Source organism: Parendozoicomonas sp. 209JJ7-1 (genome assembly GCF_058147085.1).
Window position 1 is genome coordinate 37,416 of record NZ_JBYVJU010000015.1, and the last position, 16,850, is coordinate 54,265.

11 protein-coding genes are annotated in these 16,850 nt (G+C 48.8%); 4 read left to right on the top strand and 7 right to left on the bottom strand.

Annotated elements, in window-relative coordinates; all coding sequences use genetic code 11:
* Positions 1-75 precede the first annotated feature (75 nt).
* Positions 76-1,863, top strand: a complete 1,788-nt coding sequence (locus tag ACY2RQ_RS15010; protein ID WP_490113798.1) for an acyl-CoA dehydrogenase C-terminal domain-containing protein — start codon at positions 76-78, stop codon at positions 1,861-1,863.
* Between the two features lie 80 nt (positions 1,864-1,943).
* On the opposite strand, the gene ACY2RQ_RS15015 is transcribed toward ACY2RQ_RS15010, so the two are convergent.
* The 4 genes from ACY2RQ_RS15015 to ACY2RQ_RS15030 all read right to left on the bottom strand — a co-directional run bounded on the left by ACY2RQ_RS15015 (position 1,944) and on the right by ACY2RQ_RS15030 (position 8,518).
* The gene (locus ACY2RQ_RS15015) at positions 1,944-4,760 is read right to left on the bottom strand and encodes an insulinase family protein (RefSeq protein WP_490113799.1); all 2,817 of its coding nucleotides are present in this window, start codon (positions 4,758-4,760) and stop codon (positions 1,944-1,946) included.
* A 324-nt stretch (positions 4,761-5,084) separates the two neighbouring features.
* Positions 5,085-7,475: a response regulator gene (locus ACY2RQ_RS15020; RefSeq protein WP_490113800.1), complete on the bottom strand. Its 2,391-nt coding sequence runs from the start codon at positions 7,473-7,475 to the stop codon at positions 5,085-5,087.
* 444 nt (positions 7,476-7,919) lie between these two features.
* The gene (locus ACY2RQ_RS15025) at positions 7,920-8,096 is read right to left on the bottom strand and encodes a DUF397 domain-containing protein (protein WP_490113871.1); all 177 of its coding nucleotides are present in this window, start codon (positions 8,094-8,096) and stop codon (positions 7,920-7,922) included.
* Between the two features lie 116 nt (positions 8,097-8,212).
* Positions 8,213-8,518, bottom strand: coding sequence for a hypothetical protein (locus ACY2RQ_RS15030; protein ID WP_490113801.1), 306 nt, complete (start codon positions 8,516-8,518; stop codon positions 8,213-8,215).
* 36 nt (positions 8,519-8,554) lie between these two features.
* On the opposite strand from ACY2RQ_RS15030, the gene ACY2RQ_RS15035 reads away from it, so the two are divergent.
* Positions 8,555-9,493, top strand: coding sequence for a class I SAM-dependent methyltransferase (locus ACY2RQ_RS15035; protein ID WP_490113802.1), 939 nt, complete (start codon positions 8,555-8,557; stop codon positions 9,491-9,493).
* Positions 9,494-9,562: 69 nt separating this feature from the next.
* On the opposite strand, the gene ACY2RQ_RS15040 is transcribed toward ACY2RQ_RS15035, so the two are convergent.
* Positions 9,563-11,950 (bottom strand): TonB-dependent receptor, encoded by a 2,388-nt coding sequence (locus tag ACY2RQ_RS15040; protein WP_490113803.1) that lies wholly within the window; start codon positions 11,948-11,950, stop codon positions 9,563-9,565.
* 429 nt (positions 11,951-12,379) lie between these two features.
* On the opposite strand from ACY2RQ_RS15040, the gene ACY2RQ_RS15045 reads away from it, so the two are divergent.
* Both ACY2RQ_RS15045 and pntB read left to right on the top strand, forming a co-directional pair.
* Positions 12,380-13,924: a Re/Si-specific NAD(P)(+) transhydrogenase subunit alpha gene (locus ACY2RQ_RS15045; RefSeq protein WP_490113804.1), complete on the top strand. Its 1,545-nt coding sequence runs from the start codon at positions 12,380-12,382 to the stop codon at positions 13,922-13,924.
* 12 nt (positions 13,925-13,936) lie between these two features.
* Positions 13,937-15,328 carry a Re/Si-specific NAD(P)(+) transhydrogenase subunit beta gene (gene pntB, locus ACY2RQ_RS15050; protein ID WP_490113805.1) on the top strand — a complete coding sequence of 464 codons (1,392 nt, stop codon included), beginning with the start codon at positions 13,937-13,939 and terminating at the stop codon, positions 15,326-15,328.
* 60 nt (positions 15,329-15,388) lie between these two features.
* Here the strand turns inward: pntB and ACY2RQ_RS15055 are convergent, their stop codons facing one another.
* Positions 15,389-16,108, bottom strand: a complete 720-nt coding sequence (locus tag ACY2RQ_RS15055) for a hypothetical protein (RefSeq protein WP_490113806.1) — start codon at positions 16,106-16,108, stop codon at positions 15,389-15,391.
* Positions 16,109-16,196: 88 nt separating this feature from the next.
* Positions 16,197-16,823 carry a hypothetical protein gene (locus ACY2RQ_RS15060; RefSeq protein ID WP_490113807.1) on the bottom strand — a complete coding sequence of 209 codons (627 nt, stop codon included), beginning with the start codon at positions 16,821-16,823 and terminating at the stop codon, positions 16,197-16,199.
* Between the last annotated feature and the right edge of the window lie 27 nt (positions 16,824-16,850).

Sequence of the window (16,850 nt, forward strand, 5' to 3'; positions counted from 1 at the left end):
AAGAGCGGCTACGGGCTTACCCTTAAAGTAACCTTAAAGCGGCCTTGCCAGATGACAAACAATCAGAGGTAAATCATGGCGGAATACAGTGCTCCGTTGAGAGACATGCGCTTTGTTTTAAACGAAGTGTTCCAGGCCGGCGAACTCTGGGCGTCCCTGCCCGGCCTGTCAGAGGTTGTAGACCCGGATACCGCCGATGCCATTCTTGAGGAAGGTGCCAAACTGACTAGCCGGGAGCTGGCTCCCCTGAATCGCTCCGGGGACGAAGAAGGTGCTACCTGGAATGATGGTGTTGTAACCACGCCCCAGGGGTTTAAAGAAGCTTTTGCTACTTATGCCGAAGGTGGCTGGGTTGGTCTTGGGGGAAATCCTGAGTTCGGCGGCATGGGTATGCCCAAGATGCTCTCTGTACAGTTTGAAGAAATGATGTACAGTGCCAACAACTCTTTTGCCCTGTATCCAACGCTTACCGCCGGTGCCTGTCTCGCCATTAATGCCCATGCCACAGAAGAGCTGAAAGAGGCTTATCTGCCCAATATGTATTCGGGTGTGTGGTCCGGTTCCATGTGTCTGACGGAACCCCATTCCGGTACCGATCTGGGCATTATCCGTACTAAGGCTGAACTCCAGGGCGATGGTTCCTATGTCCTTACCGGTACCAAGATTTTTATCACCGGTGGTGAGCATGACCTGAACGAAAATATTATCCATCTGGTGCTGGGCAAATTGCCGGATGCACCGGCAGGCCCCCGTGGAATCTCCCTGTTCCTGGTTCCTAAAGTGCTGGTAAATGAGGATGGCTCGCTGGGTGATAGGAATACCCTGAGTTGCGGTTCTATTGAACACAAGATGGGTATCAAAGCCTCCGCTACCTGTGTGATGAACTTTGATGGTGCTAAAGGGTATCTGGTGGGCGAGCTGAACAAGGGCCTGGCGGCCATGTTTACCATGATGAACTACGAGCGTCTGTCCATCGGTATTCAGGGGCTGGGCTGTTCTGAGATGACCTATCAGAACGCCGTTGAATATGCGAAAGAACGTTTGCAGAGCCGTGCCGCAACTGGCCCCGCAGAGCCGGATAGAGTGGCTGATCCGATCATCGTACATCCGGATGTACGCCGGATGCTGCTGAATATCAAAGCCACCACAGAAGCCGGTCGCGCTTTCTCCACTTACGTGGGTATGCAGCTTGATCTGGCCAGGTACAGTGAAGATGAAGCGGTGCGGACAAAAGCGGAAGGTCTGGTGGCGCTGTTAACACCGGTGGCCAAAGCCTTCTTTACCGACCTTGGCCTGGAGAACTGCATTCAGGGGCAGCAGGTCTTTGGTGGCCATGGTTATATCCGCGAATGGGGCCAGGAGCAGCTGGTGCGGGATGCCCGTATCGCCCAGATTTACGAAGGCACCAACGGTATTCAGGCGCTGGATTTGATGGGTCGTAAAACCGTTGCCAACGGTGGTAAGCTGTTTGCCCTGTATGCCAGCGAAATTCGGGAATTCCTCGGGGATGATTTGCCTGCTGGTGTCAGTGAATTTTCCGGTACTCTGGAGAAGGCTCTGGCTGAACTGGAAGATCTGACCAAAACCATTATCGAACGTTCCAAAGAGAATCCTAACGAAGTGGGCGCAGCATCTGTTGAATACCTGCACCTGTTTGGCTATGTCTCTTACGCTTACATGTGGGTAAGAATGGTGGCGGTTGCCTGTCAGTCCCTGGAAGGGGAAGAGGGTAGTTACTATCAGGGCAAGCTGACCACTGCCCGTTATTTCTTTAAACGACTTCTGCCCCGTATCGACAGCCTGAGCCAGGCTGTACGTTCCGGCGCTGAGCCTCTGTTTGAGCTGGATGTAGAACAGTTCTGAGGCCAGTCCTGTAAATAATATTGCCTGATGCTAAACGACCGGAATTCGTACTGATCCGGTCGTTTTTTATGTCATGATTTTTAACGACTTTTAAACTGTTGAAGGAATATCTCGTCGTTACAGGCAGGAGGCCGTTTTTCAGGCAGCTTGTTTTCGCCGTAGCCATTAATCTGCACCAGATATTTCCGCTGCAAAAGCTGCTTATAGAGCTGCCGGATATCATCTGGCGTGACCGACGCTACAGCCTGTGCCAACTGCGTCTTCTGGTCAAAACCGGTAAAGCCGGTGTTGATGTCATTCCAGTAGTTATCTGTCTGTTCAGACAGGCTTTTAGGGGTTTCCTGAAGCTCAGAGATTAAAGCCTGTATATGGCTTTCCAGCTGTTTTTTGGTAAGTTCGGTAATGGTTTTATTGAAGTCATTAAGAAAGGCGGAAATCCTTTCCTGCAATTCATCAGGTGCGGTACCTGGGGATTGCAGGTAAAGGGCAAGCATCGGAAATCTTTGCTTTTCCCGGACAAATACTCCTGCCAGATAGCCAAGTTGCTCATCAGTACGCAGACGGGCGTAATAAGGCGCTGACAAGATGCTGTCCAGCAGGCGGAAGATAGCCCTGGTTTTCATATCTCTTTGCTGAGCCTGGGTGAACATTGTGATGGCGTAGTCGTCGTTGGCGTAGGTTACATGGCAGATGGGGTGTTCTGGTGTTTCGGGAATCCGGAGGGGTAACACTTCATAATTATTCCTGTCCGGGCCGGAGACCAGCGTGGCAATATCCTTGCTAAGGGATGCTGCCGTTTCCTGGCTGAGGTTTCCATGTATCAAGGCGGTGATGGAGGTTTTGTCCATTAAGATTTTTGACCAGGCTTCCAGATCTCCTGGTTTCAGTGCTTCCAGAGCCTTGAGCTGCTGTTGTCCGGAAAGAGCCTGGGAATAAAAAACTCTTTTTATGACATTGTTAACATGGATACCCGGTTCCTGCTGGTGCAGGCTCAGCAGCTGATCCAGAAAAGCTTCTTTGGACTGGTTGAACTCCTGGGTATCTATAGACATGTTGGCCATATGCTTCATCACAGAGCGGAAGAATGCCGGAAGTTTTTCATTAAATCCGGATACTTCAAGGGAAAAGCCACGATTATCGTTCCATATTGAGTAGCCCAGCCCTGCCAGATTTGCGAGATAAAGGCTTTCCTTCATATTGTGCTGGAGCATGCGGCTGTAAAAGAGAAACAACATTTGATCTTTGGGGGTAAGGGAAATTTCCGGACGGGCAAACCGGATAATGATATTGCTGCGGGGAACCTCAAAGTCGTTGTCATGTTTAAACCATACCTTTAACCCCGGTTGAGTCATCAGCGGCTCTGGTAAAGGTGTGCTTTGCTCCTGAACCAGAGAAAGGTCTTCGGGCAGATAGCTGTTTAATGGAGGCAGGGACAGTTCAGGGTTTTCAGGAACGGATAACAGGGTTTGTTTGTACCCCTTGCTGAAAGGCTGAACACTGTAGGTCACCTGTGTCCAGGGTTCTGTTTTTATCTCTTCGGGCACTACTGGAGGTGGAGTATTGCGCATCACTGTAACGCGCATATTCTCAGGAGTGAGCTGGTCGAGAATATGGTGGATTTTTTCAGGGTTAAATCTGTATATTCGAATGTCACCCTGAATCAGCTCTTCCGGTGGAAGTAGAACCATATTTTCTACCAGAGCAGAGACTGTGCTCTCTGGCCCTCCCGGTTCCATAAAGCGAAACTGCAGCTCCTGCTGATTGCGCAGGTCATCAAACAGGCGCTGGGTTACGCCTTTTTTCCGGATTAATTTCAGGTAGGCGAAGACTTGCTCAATGACATGATTGATATGCTGGTAGCCGGATTCCGTCAGGTCAATTTCAAGTTCGAGTGAGGCATCCTGGCCATTGTCATGGCCTGTGCTTGAGAGTTGCTGAATCCAGCCTTTTTTGGTGAGAAAGCTGTGAAGGGAACCCTTGCCTTCGTGACCCAGCAGGTGGGCCAGATAGGCTGCGGGTTTGTCGAGGATAAAGTCTTTATCAACGGGCAGGATAAAGTTGATAATCAGGTTCCGCATCTGCTGTTTTGACTCAACATCTATGCGCAGTCCGCGCTGTTCCTGTAGAAACTTTTGTGGAAGGCTGGCGTGAGTGGCACTCTTCCGGTTTGTCACCGGCTTGAACAGTTCCCGAACCATTTTCTCCTGCTCATCAAGGGAATGGTTGCTGATGATGGCTACATTGATATTCGGGCCGGTGTACCAGTCTTTATGGAACTTGAGCAGTTCTTCCCGCAGATTCATGCTTTTTTTATCGGGCGCTTTTTTATTGAGTTCTTTTTTATGGGGCAGGGTTTCCAGATTGCCTGTGCTGAACCGCGATGCCGGATGTGCCGGATTGGTTGTGGCAAATTCAACATGGAGCATTCGGCGAAAATCCTCCTGGCGATACATCTGGAATTCAGAATCCACTGCATGGCGTTCCCGGTCAAGGTATTCAGGGTTTATCAGGGGGGCTCTGAAAAGCCAGGACATTCTTTCCAGGGCAGGTTCCAGGCTTTTGCTGGGGATAGCCAGGTAATAAATGGTATTGGTTTCTGATGTATAGGCGTTGGAATAGCCCCCGTACTGGGCGAGGTAGTCATCAAACTCATTGGCGTCGGGATATTTATCGCTGCCCAGGAAGAGCATATGTTCCAGCAGATGCGCCAGCCCGGGCCATTGGTCAGGGTTCTGCTGGTGGCCGGCATTTACGCCAACAGCCGCAGCGGCGCTTTCTGAACCGGGAGCAGACACAAGCGTGGCCTTTATCCCGTTGCTGAGGGTTATGTAGCGATAGTTCCGGTTATCATTGGGGCTTTTAACAATGTCATGGTGCCTGAGAGCCTGTCGGGACAAATCCTGACACCCGACGTTCAGTATTATCAACAGTCCTGCGCAGCTTTTGAGAAGAATACGAAAGAGTAAGAGAGATTGATGTACAGGTTTCACTAAGTGTCCCGGGAAGTTGTCTGTTTGAACAGGTATCGGCAATTTGCAGGCAAAACCCAGAAATCAGCGCTCCGCATAAAGTTGTACTATGGTTTTAGTAACCGGGTGCGTGACAGGGATGTCATCGCAGGGAAGCAGTGACAAGCAAGGTAGCATCAGGAACAGCACACGGTATAAATATTCAGCCCCGCAAAGCGGGGCTTTTCTTTGTCTGAAAGAAAGTGATTAATTTCAGCTTATCCAGCGGGACAGGGTTTCCCCGAGAGAGGTGCTTTTAATCGGTTTTGAGAGGTAGTCATCCATACCGGCATCAAGGCATTTCTCTCTGTCGCCTTCCATGGCGTTGGCGGTCATGGCGACGATTGAGAGGTGTTTGCCGCCACCTTTTTCCCTCTCCCGAATCGCGCCCGTGGCTTCATATCCGGACATTTCCGGCATTTGGCAATCCATAAGGGCAAGGGCGTAATCTTTGATGGCGCTCATCTCCACAGCTTCCCGGCCATTTTGGGCCAGATCCACATTGGTCAGGCCAAGCTTTTTCAGCATGGCCATGGCGACTTTCTGGTTGACCGGATTGTCTTCGACCAGAAGTAGAGGTATGTCACCTGTAAAAAGAGTACTGCTGTCAGTTTGGGTGTTTTTCTTTTCAGGGGCACTTTGCAGAGGCTGTTTGTTAAGTACATCCATGGTCATATCCAGCAGCTGTGACTGCCGGAAGGGTTTGGCAAGGCTGCCCTGGAGGAAAGCGTTGTGCTGTTCTTGCTCCGACAGCTGGCCAGCGCTTGTGAGCATAATCCGGCGGCACTTTTTCAACAGGTCGTTCTCAGCAATGGTCTTTGACAGGGTGATGCCGTCCATTTCCGGCATCTGCATATCGAGATAGACCAGATCAAAGGGTCGCCCGGCGGTGACGGCGTCTTTCATTTTATCCAGTGCCTGAGGGCCGCTTTCCGCCAAAGCGTGATCTATGTTCCAGGCACCCAGATACTTGTGGAGAATTTCCCGGTTGGTTGGGTTGTCGTCTACGACGAGGGCATAGATCTGATCCAGATGCTGAGCAGATGCTGGTCGTTCTGCGACACCCTGGCTTTCTTCCATGGTGACTTCAAAAAAGAAGCAGGAGCCTTCGCCGAGGGTGCTGGTGACTTCCAGTTTGCTGCCCATAAGCTCCACAAGCTGGCGGGAAATGGTCAGGCCCAGACCTGTGCCGCCGAACTTTCGCGTCGTTGACCCATCGGCCTGGGTGAAAGGCTGGAACAGGTTGGGAATCACTTCTTCAGGAATACCTATGCCGGTATCCTGAACTTCAAAGCGGACCCTGTGGCCCTTTTCGTTTTTCTCTTGATAAAGCGCCCGTACAACCACTTCACCTTTTTCGGTGAACTTCACCGCATTACCCAGCAGGTTGGTGAGTATCTGGCGCAGTCGCACAGGGTCACCTTTCACGGCAGGGGGCATGTTTACATCGGTATAACAGCTTAGTTCAATGGCTTTCTCCCTGGCCCTGCTGGCCAGCAGGGCAGAGACATCGTCGGTCAGGCGGCTGGGATTCATATCAATATTCTCAAGTTCCAGTTTGCCCGCTTCGATTTTGGAGAAGTCGAGAATATCGTTGATGATTTGCAGCAGTGCGTCGGCAGAACCGTAGGCAGTATCGAGGTAATCCTGCTGCCCTTTATCCAGAGAGGTATCTTTCAATAATTCCAGCATGCCCAGAACACCATTCATGGGCGTGCGGATTTCGTGGCTCATATTGGCAAGAAAGGAACTTTTGGCTTTGGCTGCGTCAAGGGCGGCTTCCTTGGCGACATTGGCTTCTTTTATGGCGTTTTTCAGATTGGCGTTGGCCATGTTCAGGGCTTCGGTTCTTAATTTTACGGTATTTTCCAGTTCTTCTTTATGTTTGTTGAGTTTTTCATCCCGGGCCTGGACCTGGGTCATCATTTCGTTGAAGCGTTCATAGAGCTGGCCTATTTCGTCATCGTGGGTTGTTTCCAGGCGGCTGGTAAAAAGCTGGTAGGCGGAGACCTGCTTCATGGTATCCGCCAGAGTGGTGATGGGCTTGGAGATTAACCGCTGCATACGGAATGCGGCGATATAGGAAACAATAATGGCCAGCACCGTAATCATCAGCGCAGCCATAATGTTCAGGGTTATCTGCTGGTAGAGCGGAGAGAGGCTGGTCCGGATAATAATACTGCCGATGACCTTGTCTTCAAATTCAATGGTTCTGACCACATCAAGCCAGTCGTCAGACAGCAGAACCGCGCGTTTTTCTGAAGGAAGAGCCGGGCTTTGAATGCCTGTTTCAATATTCCTGGGAAAGCTGGCCAACCTCTGGCCATCCACCAGAAAAAGATGAGCTTCGGTAATATGTTTTACAACCTGGAGGCCTTGAAGATACTCCTCTGCCGACGCTTTATCCTGAAAATAGACGGCGGCCTGACTGTTGCTGGCAAATACTTCAGCGAGATTCTGCACCCGCTCAATGAGGGCGTCTTTGGACTTTATATAATCGCTGATACTGAATACCAGCAGGCTGACCAGTAAACCGATTTCGGCAGTGGTCATCATGGAGTAGCGCAGTTTGCGCTCAATGGAGAATTTGGAGAACCTGAACATCACATCCCTGTGACTATGCGGTGAGCCGTAATAGAGAGAAGTTTAGCAGGCTGCTGGTGGTTAGTAGCGGGGTTGCAGGCAGAAGCAGATAACGGACTTAAAAGATATTTGTCAGAGTCTGCTGTTTCTGTTCGGCAAAGGTGGTTTGTGAGGCTGGCTCGGAGGAAGGGCGAGATCCAATCAGATTAGCAAATAGAATGCAGGCCGTAAGCAGAATGATTGTGAACCCCTGGCGATGTTCGGTGTTCATTTGCTTTTCCCTGTGACTTTTGACGAGGCTTTTCTTGTTCTCTCTAAGCGTTGTTATTTCTGAACACTTCGACTCTCTAAAGCAATCTACATAGATCTGCATTGATTGAACGGTACTTTGTATTCACTGTTTTTATTAATTATCTTTATTAAAAATCTAGGTTATATAGCCTGAAGTGCAAACCTGCCTTGGGGCTAATCCGGGAAAAAGTCGAACTCTTCGTTCTCCACACCTTTTATAAATGCCTGCCACTCATCTTTGTTAAAGATAAGCAGACCTCTGTCAGGGTCTTTGTCATCGCGAATTGCGACTTCATCCCCTTTACGGGCGACTTCAAGAGAGACGGTGTACTTGGTGAATGAGCTGCGGATAAACTCAGTATCTGCTCACTTGGAATGTGTCTGCATGTGCTTTGAGGAATCCATGATGAAAACTCTCTGATAGATCGGAGACAGAAGTATAGGAAGAATTTTCTGCCAGGATAGAGTCAGGGTTTTATTTTTGTGATCTTGGAGCCTTCAAAGGTCAGGTTGTACATCAGCCCTTTGTTGGAAAAGATGAAACCGATAACTGGCTGACTGAGGATTTCGGAATCCAGCTGGCCACCAGCTCCAAACCTGGCGATGGCAACAGAGCCATCAGTCATACCAACGGACTTTTTGACAAGCTCCCTGCCGGCGGGCTGTTCCTGGTAAAACTGCTCAAGGGCTCCGCGAACATAACCTTTTTCTCCCAATACTGCCTGATGCCGGTCAATTATCAGGCGTGCCTGCATAGCACGTTGAATTTCCATACAATGCGCTTATTTGAATTTCCCGGAACTATTCATATGCCTGAAAAGGTTATAGATAACAGCATATTCTCAGAGCGGCTCAAAGGCGTTGCGCCGGGAAAGGATGTATGTCGGCTGTTCCACGGGCGAGGCGGCCTGTTCCCGGAATATGAGCAGATAACACTGGACTGGTATCCCCCGGTGCTGTTGCTTACCGCTTTTAAAGAGCTGGGGTCATCGACTGTTGAGTTGTTGCAGGTATGTATAGAGGAGTTATGGGAGCAACATTGGAATATTGATGCTGAATTAAACCTTGTATTCCAACAGCGTGGAAAAGGGATTTCCCGGACAGAGGTGCTGTCTGGCTCTGTGCCTGAACACCATGTTGTTGAGGAAGATGGCCGGAAAATCCTCGTGCACCTGCTAAAAGGGCAGAACCACGGACTGTTTCTGGATATAAAAAATGGTCGCAGGTGGGTACAGTCCCATGCAGAAAGACGAAAGGTACTTAACCTGTTTTCCTATACCTGCGCTTTCTCAGTAGCTGCCATGCATGGTGGTGCTGACAGTGTCATCAATATGGATATGAGCAAAGGCGCGTTGGCAATTGGCCGGGACAATCACCGGTTAAATAATATAAACGGCAATGTACAGTTCTTTAGCCATAATATTTTCCACTCCTGGGGCAAACTGAGAAAGTACGGCCCCTATGATCTGATTATTGCTGACCCGCCCAGCAACCAGCGTGGCAGTTTTGTGGCGACAAAAGACTATGCACGTTTATTGCGTAAACTGCCGGAACTGTTGACTGATGGAGGTGACATGCTGCTTTGTTTGAATGCGCCGGATTTGCCCCGGGAATTTTTAATGGAGCAGGTGGCGAAAGAGTGCCCTGAGATGGAATTTGTTGAGCAGATAGAGAATCCTGAGGTATTCAGAGATGTTGATCCGGACAGAGCCTTGAAGGTTTTGCTTTATAGAAAGCTGGAAGGTTAGGTTAGATAAAACAAACCCGGCTGCTGCCGGGTTTGTTGTGGGTGGGATTATCTTGCAACTTTCGGTGTATTAAAACTCACCAAAGAAGTAAGACAGCTCTGCACCAATTGTGCGGGGAGCATTACGGAAGTAGGGGCGGCTGTTTGATCCATAAACATGGAGAGTTGAGTTAGTTAGCTCAAAATGGCCATCAGCCCGATAGGCTTTATCAAGAATGTTAGTTGCCCAGAGAGCAGCTGCCCATTTCTGACTGGTTGGCGTAAAGGTGACTCGTGCATTCAGGTTATCAAATGCACCGCTGTAAATATCAGCTTTCTTAAATACAAGACTGCTGTTTATATTTCCAGTCGCTGGATTTCTGCCTTGGGTTCCAGCGAGCGTCTGATTGGTCAGACGCTGAGTCGAGGAGTAGCTGTATGTCATGTTATAGCGAATCTGACCCCGCTCAACAGGTTGAACGTAGTCAAGGTTAAGTGATGCTGTGAATCTGGGTGCTCTTAGCAGATCCTGGTTTTTGTCAACAGTTTTGGCATTTTCGACAAACTGGGCTCTCATAAGAGCCATATTGAAGCTCAGTGTAAGCTGTTCGGTAGCGAGCCAGCTTGATTCAAGTTCTAAACCTTGAGAAACGGCATTAGCAGAATCAACTATTGAGATGCGGGGGTTAGCAGGATCAACAGTATTGATCTGGTAATTATCATACTCCGTTCTGAACAGGGCTGCGTTTAAGAGTACGGTATCGTCGAACAGAGAGCTCTTGACACCAATTTCATAATTGATCGATTTCTCTTCCTTAAAAGGTTTGACATTCTCAGCCAAAGCTACAGGAAGGTACGGGCCACCACTGGCAGATGCAGTTTGTGAAAGATCATTTTGCGGTGCTAAGGATGTACCGAATCCACCTGACTTGTAACCCTGGGAGACACCAGCATAGGTATTTACAGACTCATTAATTGTCCAGTCAAAGACAATACGGCCAGAAAGGTTACTCCAACTGTCATTAACCTTCAAACCTCCAGGCCCTACATTTGCGTAGAAAACCTGGCCTGCAGAACCCTGCTGAATTTGTTTCCACTTAACTTTTACCCTGTCTTTGGAGTACCGGGCACCAACAGAAACATTGACGGTTTCTGTCAAAGGGATAATTGCATCACCAAATAATGCGATACTGTCGAGAACCGCGTTTACATTCTGAATCTGGTCGCCAAAATTGCCGGTGCCTAATGATGTGGTTACTGCCTGCATTGGCAATGCCATTGTGTCATAGCTGGAGTTTCTGGTTTTTGAATAGTTAATGCCAGCGAACCAGTCCATGAAATCGTCACTGCCATTCAGCCTGAACTCCTGGTTAAACTCTTTACGCTTATCTGTGGTTTTTGATACATAGCCACTGACTGGACCTGTACCAAAATCTACAAGAGCACCTGTACCAGAATAGCCTTTGCTCTTGGAAAAGCGATAAGACGTAGAAGATGTCAGGGTCAATGCGTCGTTTAAATCATATGTGAATTTTGCTGAGAGACCGCCGTTATCTGCGCCACCAAAGTCTGGATCGAGAGCTTTCGGCTGGCCGTTTTCTATAACGACAAGACCGTTTTCAAAGCGGGTATCTTTAATAGACGCTTTGTTGGTTGGGCTAGGAGCGGTACCATTATTACCAACGCGATCAATAACTATAGGTACCCGACCACCTTTAGATTTAGTGAAATCAAAAGAAAAATCTGCAGTTAGATCATCTGTTGCAAGCCAGGTGATTCGGCTGCGAATAGCGCCGGTATCTGCCTTGCCAAACCGCTTTCCGCCACTTTTATTGCCAAAAATCCCATTGTTTACTGTCCGTGTGAAACTTGTACGAGTAAGCACGGTATCGGAGATAGGAGCATTTATGGTTCCATTTACATAGCGGAGGCTATCGCTTCCTATACCTCCAGTTAAACTACCACCAAACTCTTCAACAGGTGCATTCGTTGTTACACTAATGGCACCAGCGGCAGCGTTTCTACCAAACAATGTTCCCTGGGGACCTCTCAATACTTCAATACGATTAACGTCCTGAAGGTCCCCCAGCAGAGCCGCACCACCGCCGAGATATATTCCATCCAGATAAACAGCGGTACTGCTTTCAACCCCAACCCCTAAAGCTTTTGTTGCAATTCCTCGCACGGAGACTGTGTTACCTTCTGAGGCCGCACCAAAAGAAAGCCCAGGGGTAATATTGGCAATATCAGAAAGGGAAGAAATATTGTTCTGGGTTAATTGATCTTCACTAACGACCTGAACAGAAATAGGAACTTCCTGCAGCGTCTGTTCACGACGCTGCGCTGTTACCATAACTTCTTCAAGCCCACCGCTGGCCTGGGCAACGTCATCACCCGGTGCGGCGATGACGCCAGTGGAGGAAATCATACTAACAGCCAAGGCCAGGGGAGCCACGGCAAATAGTGGTTTGTAAGCCATTCTTGTTATTCTCCGAGTGTTGCTCTGTTATTCTTCCTTCTTTCCCAGTATCAACGCAACGACATTGTGTGCAGCAGTGAAAGAAGTGGGGATCATTATTATTATTATTTTTTCACTGAGTCTACATATATAGATAAATAATGGAGGTTGTAAGAGGCCAAATTAAGGGAATGCGTGGCCATATTGACTGCAAGGCCAAATCTTAAATTGATTTGTTACTTAAGGGGACAACATGTCAGTCTATTAAATTATAGTGTTGTTTTTAATGAGACAAAAAAGTCTCCTTTGTTGTTAGGCAAAGTGATCTTTTCAAACTATATAGAGTCTTTTAAATAAGGCTGATAAGTTCTAGATACAGCTTTATTTACAGTTATATGATTTTTCTACACCCAGAAATCTCTTTGTTGAGGTAAGGCAGGTAAGGAAAACATGATAATTGCGATTCCCGCAGAGCAGGATGAACAGGAGCGGCGTGTTGCTCTTGCTCCAGACAGTATCAGCCGCTTACTTGATCTTGGATATCAGCCCCTTGTTGAAGCAGGGGCTGGCTTGAACGCAAATTTTACCGATCAGGATTATCAGCAGGCCGGAGCTGAAATTATTGCGGACAAAGAACAGTTATTTGGTAAGGCGGATATTGTTCTCAAGGTGAATGCTCCCGATGAGCAGGAACGGGAGTTTCTTCACCCCGGCACCACAGTTATCAGTTTTTTCTGGCCGGCCCAAAACCCCGAAGTTATGGAACAGCTTGCACAAAAGCAGGTGAATGTTCTGGCGATGGACTCTGTGCCTCGCATCTCCCGTGCCCAAAAGATAGATGCCCTGAGTACGATGGCTAATATCGGTGGCTATCGGGCTGTGGTTGAGGCCGCGCACCATTTCGGACATTTCCTCACTGGCCAGATTACAGCGGCCGGTAAAGTTCCTCCCGCAAAGATTCTGGTTATTGGTGCCGGTGTGGCCGGGTTGGCAGCTATTGGCACGGCCAAGAGTATGGGGGCTATTGTTCTGGCCTTTGATACTCGCATGGAAGTGAAAGAACAGGTGGAATCCATGGGGGGGCAGTTCCTGACAGTTGATATGGAGGAGAATGGAGCCGGGACTGGTGGCTATGCCAGGGAGATGTCCAAAGAATTTATAGAGGCAGAAATGGCTCTGTTTCGGGAGCAGGCCAAAGATGTGGATATTGTTATTACAACGGCCCTTATTCCCGGTAAACCTGCTCCCAAACTCTGGCAGGAAGATGCTGTCAAATTGATGAAGGAAGGCTCTGTCGTTGTGGATATGGCCGCAGAGCAGGGGGGGAATTGTGATCTCACCGAGCCGGGGCAGGTTGTAGTGAAGGAAGGCGTCACCATTATTGGTTATACCAACCTGGCTTCACGGTTATCTGGGCAAGCTTCCACCCTTTATGGCCGTAATCTCATTCACCTGTTAAATGACCTGACCCCTGAGAAGGATGGGCAGATTGTTATAAATATGGAAGATGAGGTTATCCGGGGGGTAACGGTTGTCAAAGATGGTGAAATTACCTGGCCTCCTCCCGCTCCAAAGCTACGGGCAGAACCCGCAAAAACCAAGCCTGTCACTCCGCCGCCAAAAATTGAGCCAGCTGCCGAGAAAAAACAATCCGGAACTGCGGCTGTTATAGCTTTTTGGGTTGTGGCCGGACTTCTGCTGTTTTGGCTTGGACGATATTCACCGCCTTCGTTTCTCTCCCATTTTATGGTGTTTGTGCTGGCTGTTTTTGTGGGCTGGCAAGTGGTCTGGAATGTGTCTCACTCGTTGCATACACCCCTTATGAGTGTCACCAACGCGATTTCCGGCATTATTGTGGTGGGAGCCTTGTTGCAGATCAGTAGCGGTTCCTGGTTTGCATCTGTTCTGGCATTTGTCGCAGTGCTTGTTACGTCCATAAATATTGTCGGGGGATTCTGGGTAACCCGTCGTATGCTTGAAATGTTCCGACGATAAGGGGGGCAGGAGATGCAAGGTGTCGTTTATATGGCCTACCTTCTGGCCGCGCTGTTTTTTATTCTCAGTCTTAAGGGCCTGAGCTCCCATGAAACCGCGCGTAGAGGGAACTATTACGGCATAGCGGGTATGGCCATCGCCATGGTGGCTACGGTTTTCAGTGATGCCGTGACCAGTTATATCCCCTTGGTGATTGCCGTTGCTATAGGTGGAGTGATTGGTGCCAAACGGGCAAGGGATGTCGAGATGACGGCCATGCCTCAATTGGTGGCCCTGTTGCACAGTTTCGTGGGGCTGGCGGCAGTCCTGATTGGCTGGGGAGGATATTTTTCACCGGTCTCGATTGATTTGAGCCGTATCGAAGTCACCATTCACCTGGTGGAGATCTATCTGGGGATCTTTATTGGTGCTGTAACCCTGTCAGGCTCTCTGGTGGCCTGGGGCAAGCTGGAAGGGCGTATCTCTGGCAGCCCGGTGATTTTGCCTTTTCGTCATGTTTTAAATGCAGTGGCTCTGCTGGCCTGCATTTTGATGATGTTCTGGTTTGCGGATAATCCCCACACATTTCTGTCGACATTTATGTTGCTGGTGATGACAGTTATCGCCTTCGCTTTGGGTATACACCTGGTGGCGGCTATTGGCGGTGCCGACATGCCGGTGGTTGTGTCGATGCTTAACAGCTATTCCGGATGGGCCGCTGCCGCAACCGGGTTTATGTTGGGCAATGATCTGCTTATTGTTGTGGGAGCCCTGGTAGGCTCATCCGGCGCCATTCTCAGCTATATCATGTGCAAGGGCATGAATCGATCATTTATCTCCGTGCTTTTGGGGGGCTTTGGGACGGACAGCTCTTCAGGCAGTGGTGAATCTGTCGATCATGGTGAAGCTGTTTCTACAACTCCGGGAGATGTTGCTGATGAGTTGGCTACCGCTTCCAGTGTGATTATTGTGCCGGGGTTTGGTATGGCTGTTGCCCATGCCCAGCAATCCGTTAAAGAACTTGTGGATCAGTTACGCAAGCGTGATTGCAAGGTACGTTTTGGTATTCACCCTGTTGCAGGGCGGCTTCCTGGCCATATGAATGTCCTGCTGGCAGAAGCGGATGTGCCTTACGATATTGTGCTGGAAATGGATGAGATCAATGATGATTTTCCTGAAACCGACATGGTACTGGTGATTGGCGCTAACGATACAGTTAACCCTGATGCTGTAGAACGGGCGGATTCACCTATCGCGGGCATGCCGGTTCTGAAAGTATGGGAAGCCAAACAGGTTGTTGTTCTCAAACGGTCTATGGCGTCGGGCTACGCCGGGGTAGATAATCCGCTGTTCTTTAAGGACAACACCAGAATGCTCTTTGGCGATGCCAGGGATTCGGTTCAGGAAGTGTTAAAGAGTTTGTAATTTAGCCACATCCTGAGCTTCCTGGTGATACGGCTTCCTTGCCAGGATCACCGGGATAAGTTATCTGAGCAAGCCGAAGAAATAGTTATCCCCTTTGCAGTCCAGTTCTCCATGGAAAAATGGAACAGGTGGTTTATCAATCAGTTTTATATCTATGGTTTTTTTATAGCAGGCACCATCCTTGCCCAATAGCAGGGTGAAGGTTGTTTCGCTCGTCGCATGTCCGGATGTAGAATCTGTACAGGTTGTGATCAGAGAAGCCTGGTTGTTTCCGGCAGGGTTGAGTTTCCAGTCGCATTGGGTAACATCCCCATCGTTATTAATATAAGTTCCTATACGACCTTTGTCTCCCAAAGAAGCATGGTATGGAACCGTGCTGGCTTGCCGGGCATGGGTGACATCATTATTCACCTCAGAAATCTCCATATCCCCAAGATATTTGCAGCCCTTGTTATTACAGCTAAAGTAATCAAACTCTTCATCTTCCTGAAGATAGTCTTCGTCTTGAGAGAATCCTTCATCGTTGCTGCTGAAGGATGTTGTGACTTTGACCTTTACAGCCTTTTGTTTGTCGAAGAATTCTTTGCCCAGAACGTTAAAAGAAATGGTACCGCTCACATCCAATTGTCCGCCAATCATTCCCTTAATGGGGAATGTTGATGACGTTCCTGGGGCGGGCAGGCCCTTGTGTAATACAAAGGAGTTATTTTCCTGGGTTGCCTGAGTCCATCCACTGGCGATAACGCTGGAGCAGATAGCAAGAGCTACGATATATCTCATGGGAATCTCCGGCATAAATAATAAAGGAGAGAAATATAGTCGCTGGGCGCTAAAGGGTGAATTCCGGGGAGTAATGATTTGTATCTGATTACCTTGAAAGAGCCAGTTCCAGACGATCCCCTTTCATGGAAAAGCCAATTTTTTTCAGGTAACTGGAGTGGGCCTCACTCCCTGATGCCGATACGATTTTCGTAATGCCCTGTTGAGTGAAGAATGACTCGTTTTCTTTGAAAACAAACTGCCCGGGTTTCATGTCCCTGTATGGTGGCAGTACAAAGTCGAGGTCCACTTCCAGCGTGGTGTCATCAATTTTGTGGCAGATGAACAGTCCGGCAAGGGCCAGGTCACGATGGATCATCATGGCAGTGTATTCCCTGTCCTCACGTAGGTGGAAGGGCGGGAAGAAGTCCTTTATTTCTGATTTGTGCAGATTGATAAATTCATTGAAGTACTGGTCATCCGTTGAGGTGGGCAATATCCGGAAGTGTTCTTTCTCTGTGTAAATTTTCCCCAGATAGTAAATGTTGGCGCAGCAGATAAAGTAATTTAAAAGAGCCACGGGAGTAGCACCTATCAGCACACCATAAGTGCCAAAACAGAAGGCACCGAGCAGGTTCAGCCAGCGTAATCGGATAATAGAACTCATAGTCAGGCTGGCTCCGGTAATCACCGAAGCTACATAGCCAAACATCTCAAGCCAGTTCACTTCACTCATGGTTTACCGCCCAGAACCGTTTAAAAA

Excerpts from the sequence above, each read along its gene's own strand:
- ACY2RQ_RS15055 (WP_490113806.1), bottom strand. The coding sequence starts at position 16,108 with ATGAGATATATCGTAGCTCTTGCTATCTGCTCCAGCGTTATCGCCAGT.
- ACY2RQ_RS15010 (WP_490113798.1), top strand. The coding sequence starts at position 76 with ATGGCGGAATACAGTGCTCCGTTGAGAGACATGCGCTTTGTTTTAAAC.
- ACY2RQ_RS15020 (WP_490113800.1), bottom strand. The coding sequence starts at position 7,475 with ATGTTCAGGTTCTCCAAATTCTCCATTGAGCGCAAACTGCGCTACTCC.
- ACY2RQ_RS15030 (WP_490113801.1), bottom strand. The coding sequence starts at position 8,518 with ATGGAAATTCAACGTGCTATGCAGGCACGCCTGATAATTGACCGGCAT.
- pntB (WP_490113805.1), top strand. The coding sequence starts at position 13,937 with ATGCAAGGTGTCGTTTATATGGCCTACCTTCTGGCCGCGCTGTTTTTT.
- ACY2RQ_RS15040 (WP_490113803.1), bottom strand. The coding sequence starts at position 11,950 with ATGGCTTACAAACCACTATTTGCCGTGGCTCCCCTGGCCTTGGCTGTT.
- ACY2RQ_RS15060 (WP_490113807.1), bottom strand. The coding sequence starts at position 16,823 with ATGAGTGAAGTGAACTGGCTTGAGATGTTTGGCTATGTAGCTTCGGTG.
- ACY2RQ_RS15045 (WP_490113804.1), top strand. The coding sequence starts at position 12,380 with ATGATAATTGCGATTCCCGCAGAGCAGGATGAACAGGAGCGGCGTGTT.
- ACY2RQ_RS15035 (WP_490113802.1), top strand. The coding sequence starts at position 8,555 with ATGCCTGAAAAGGTTATAGATAACAGCATATTCTCAGAGCGGCTCAAA.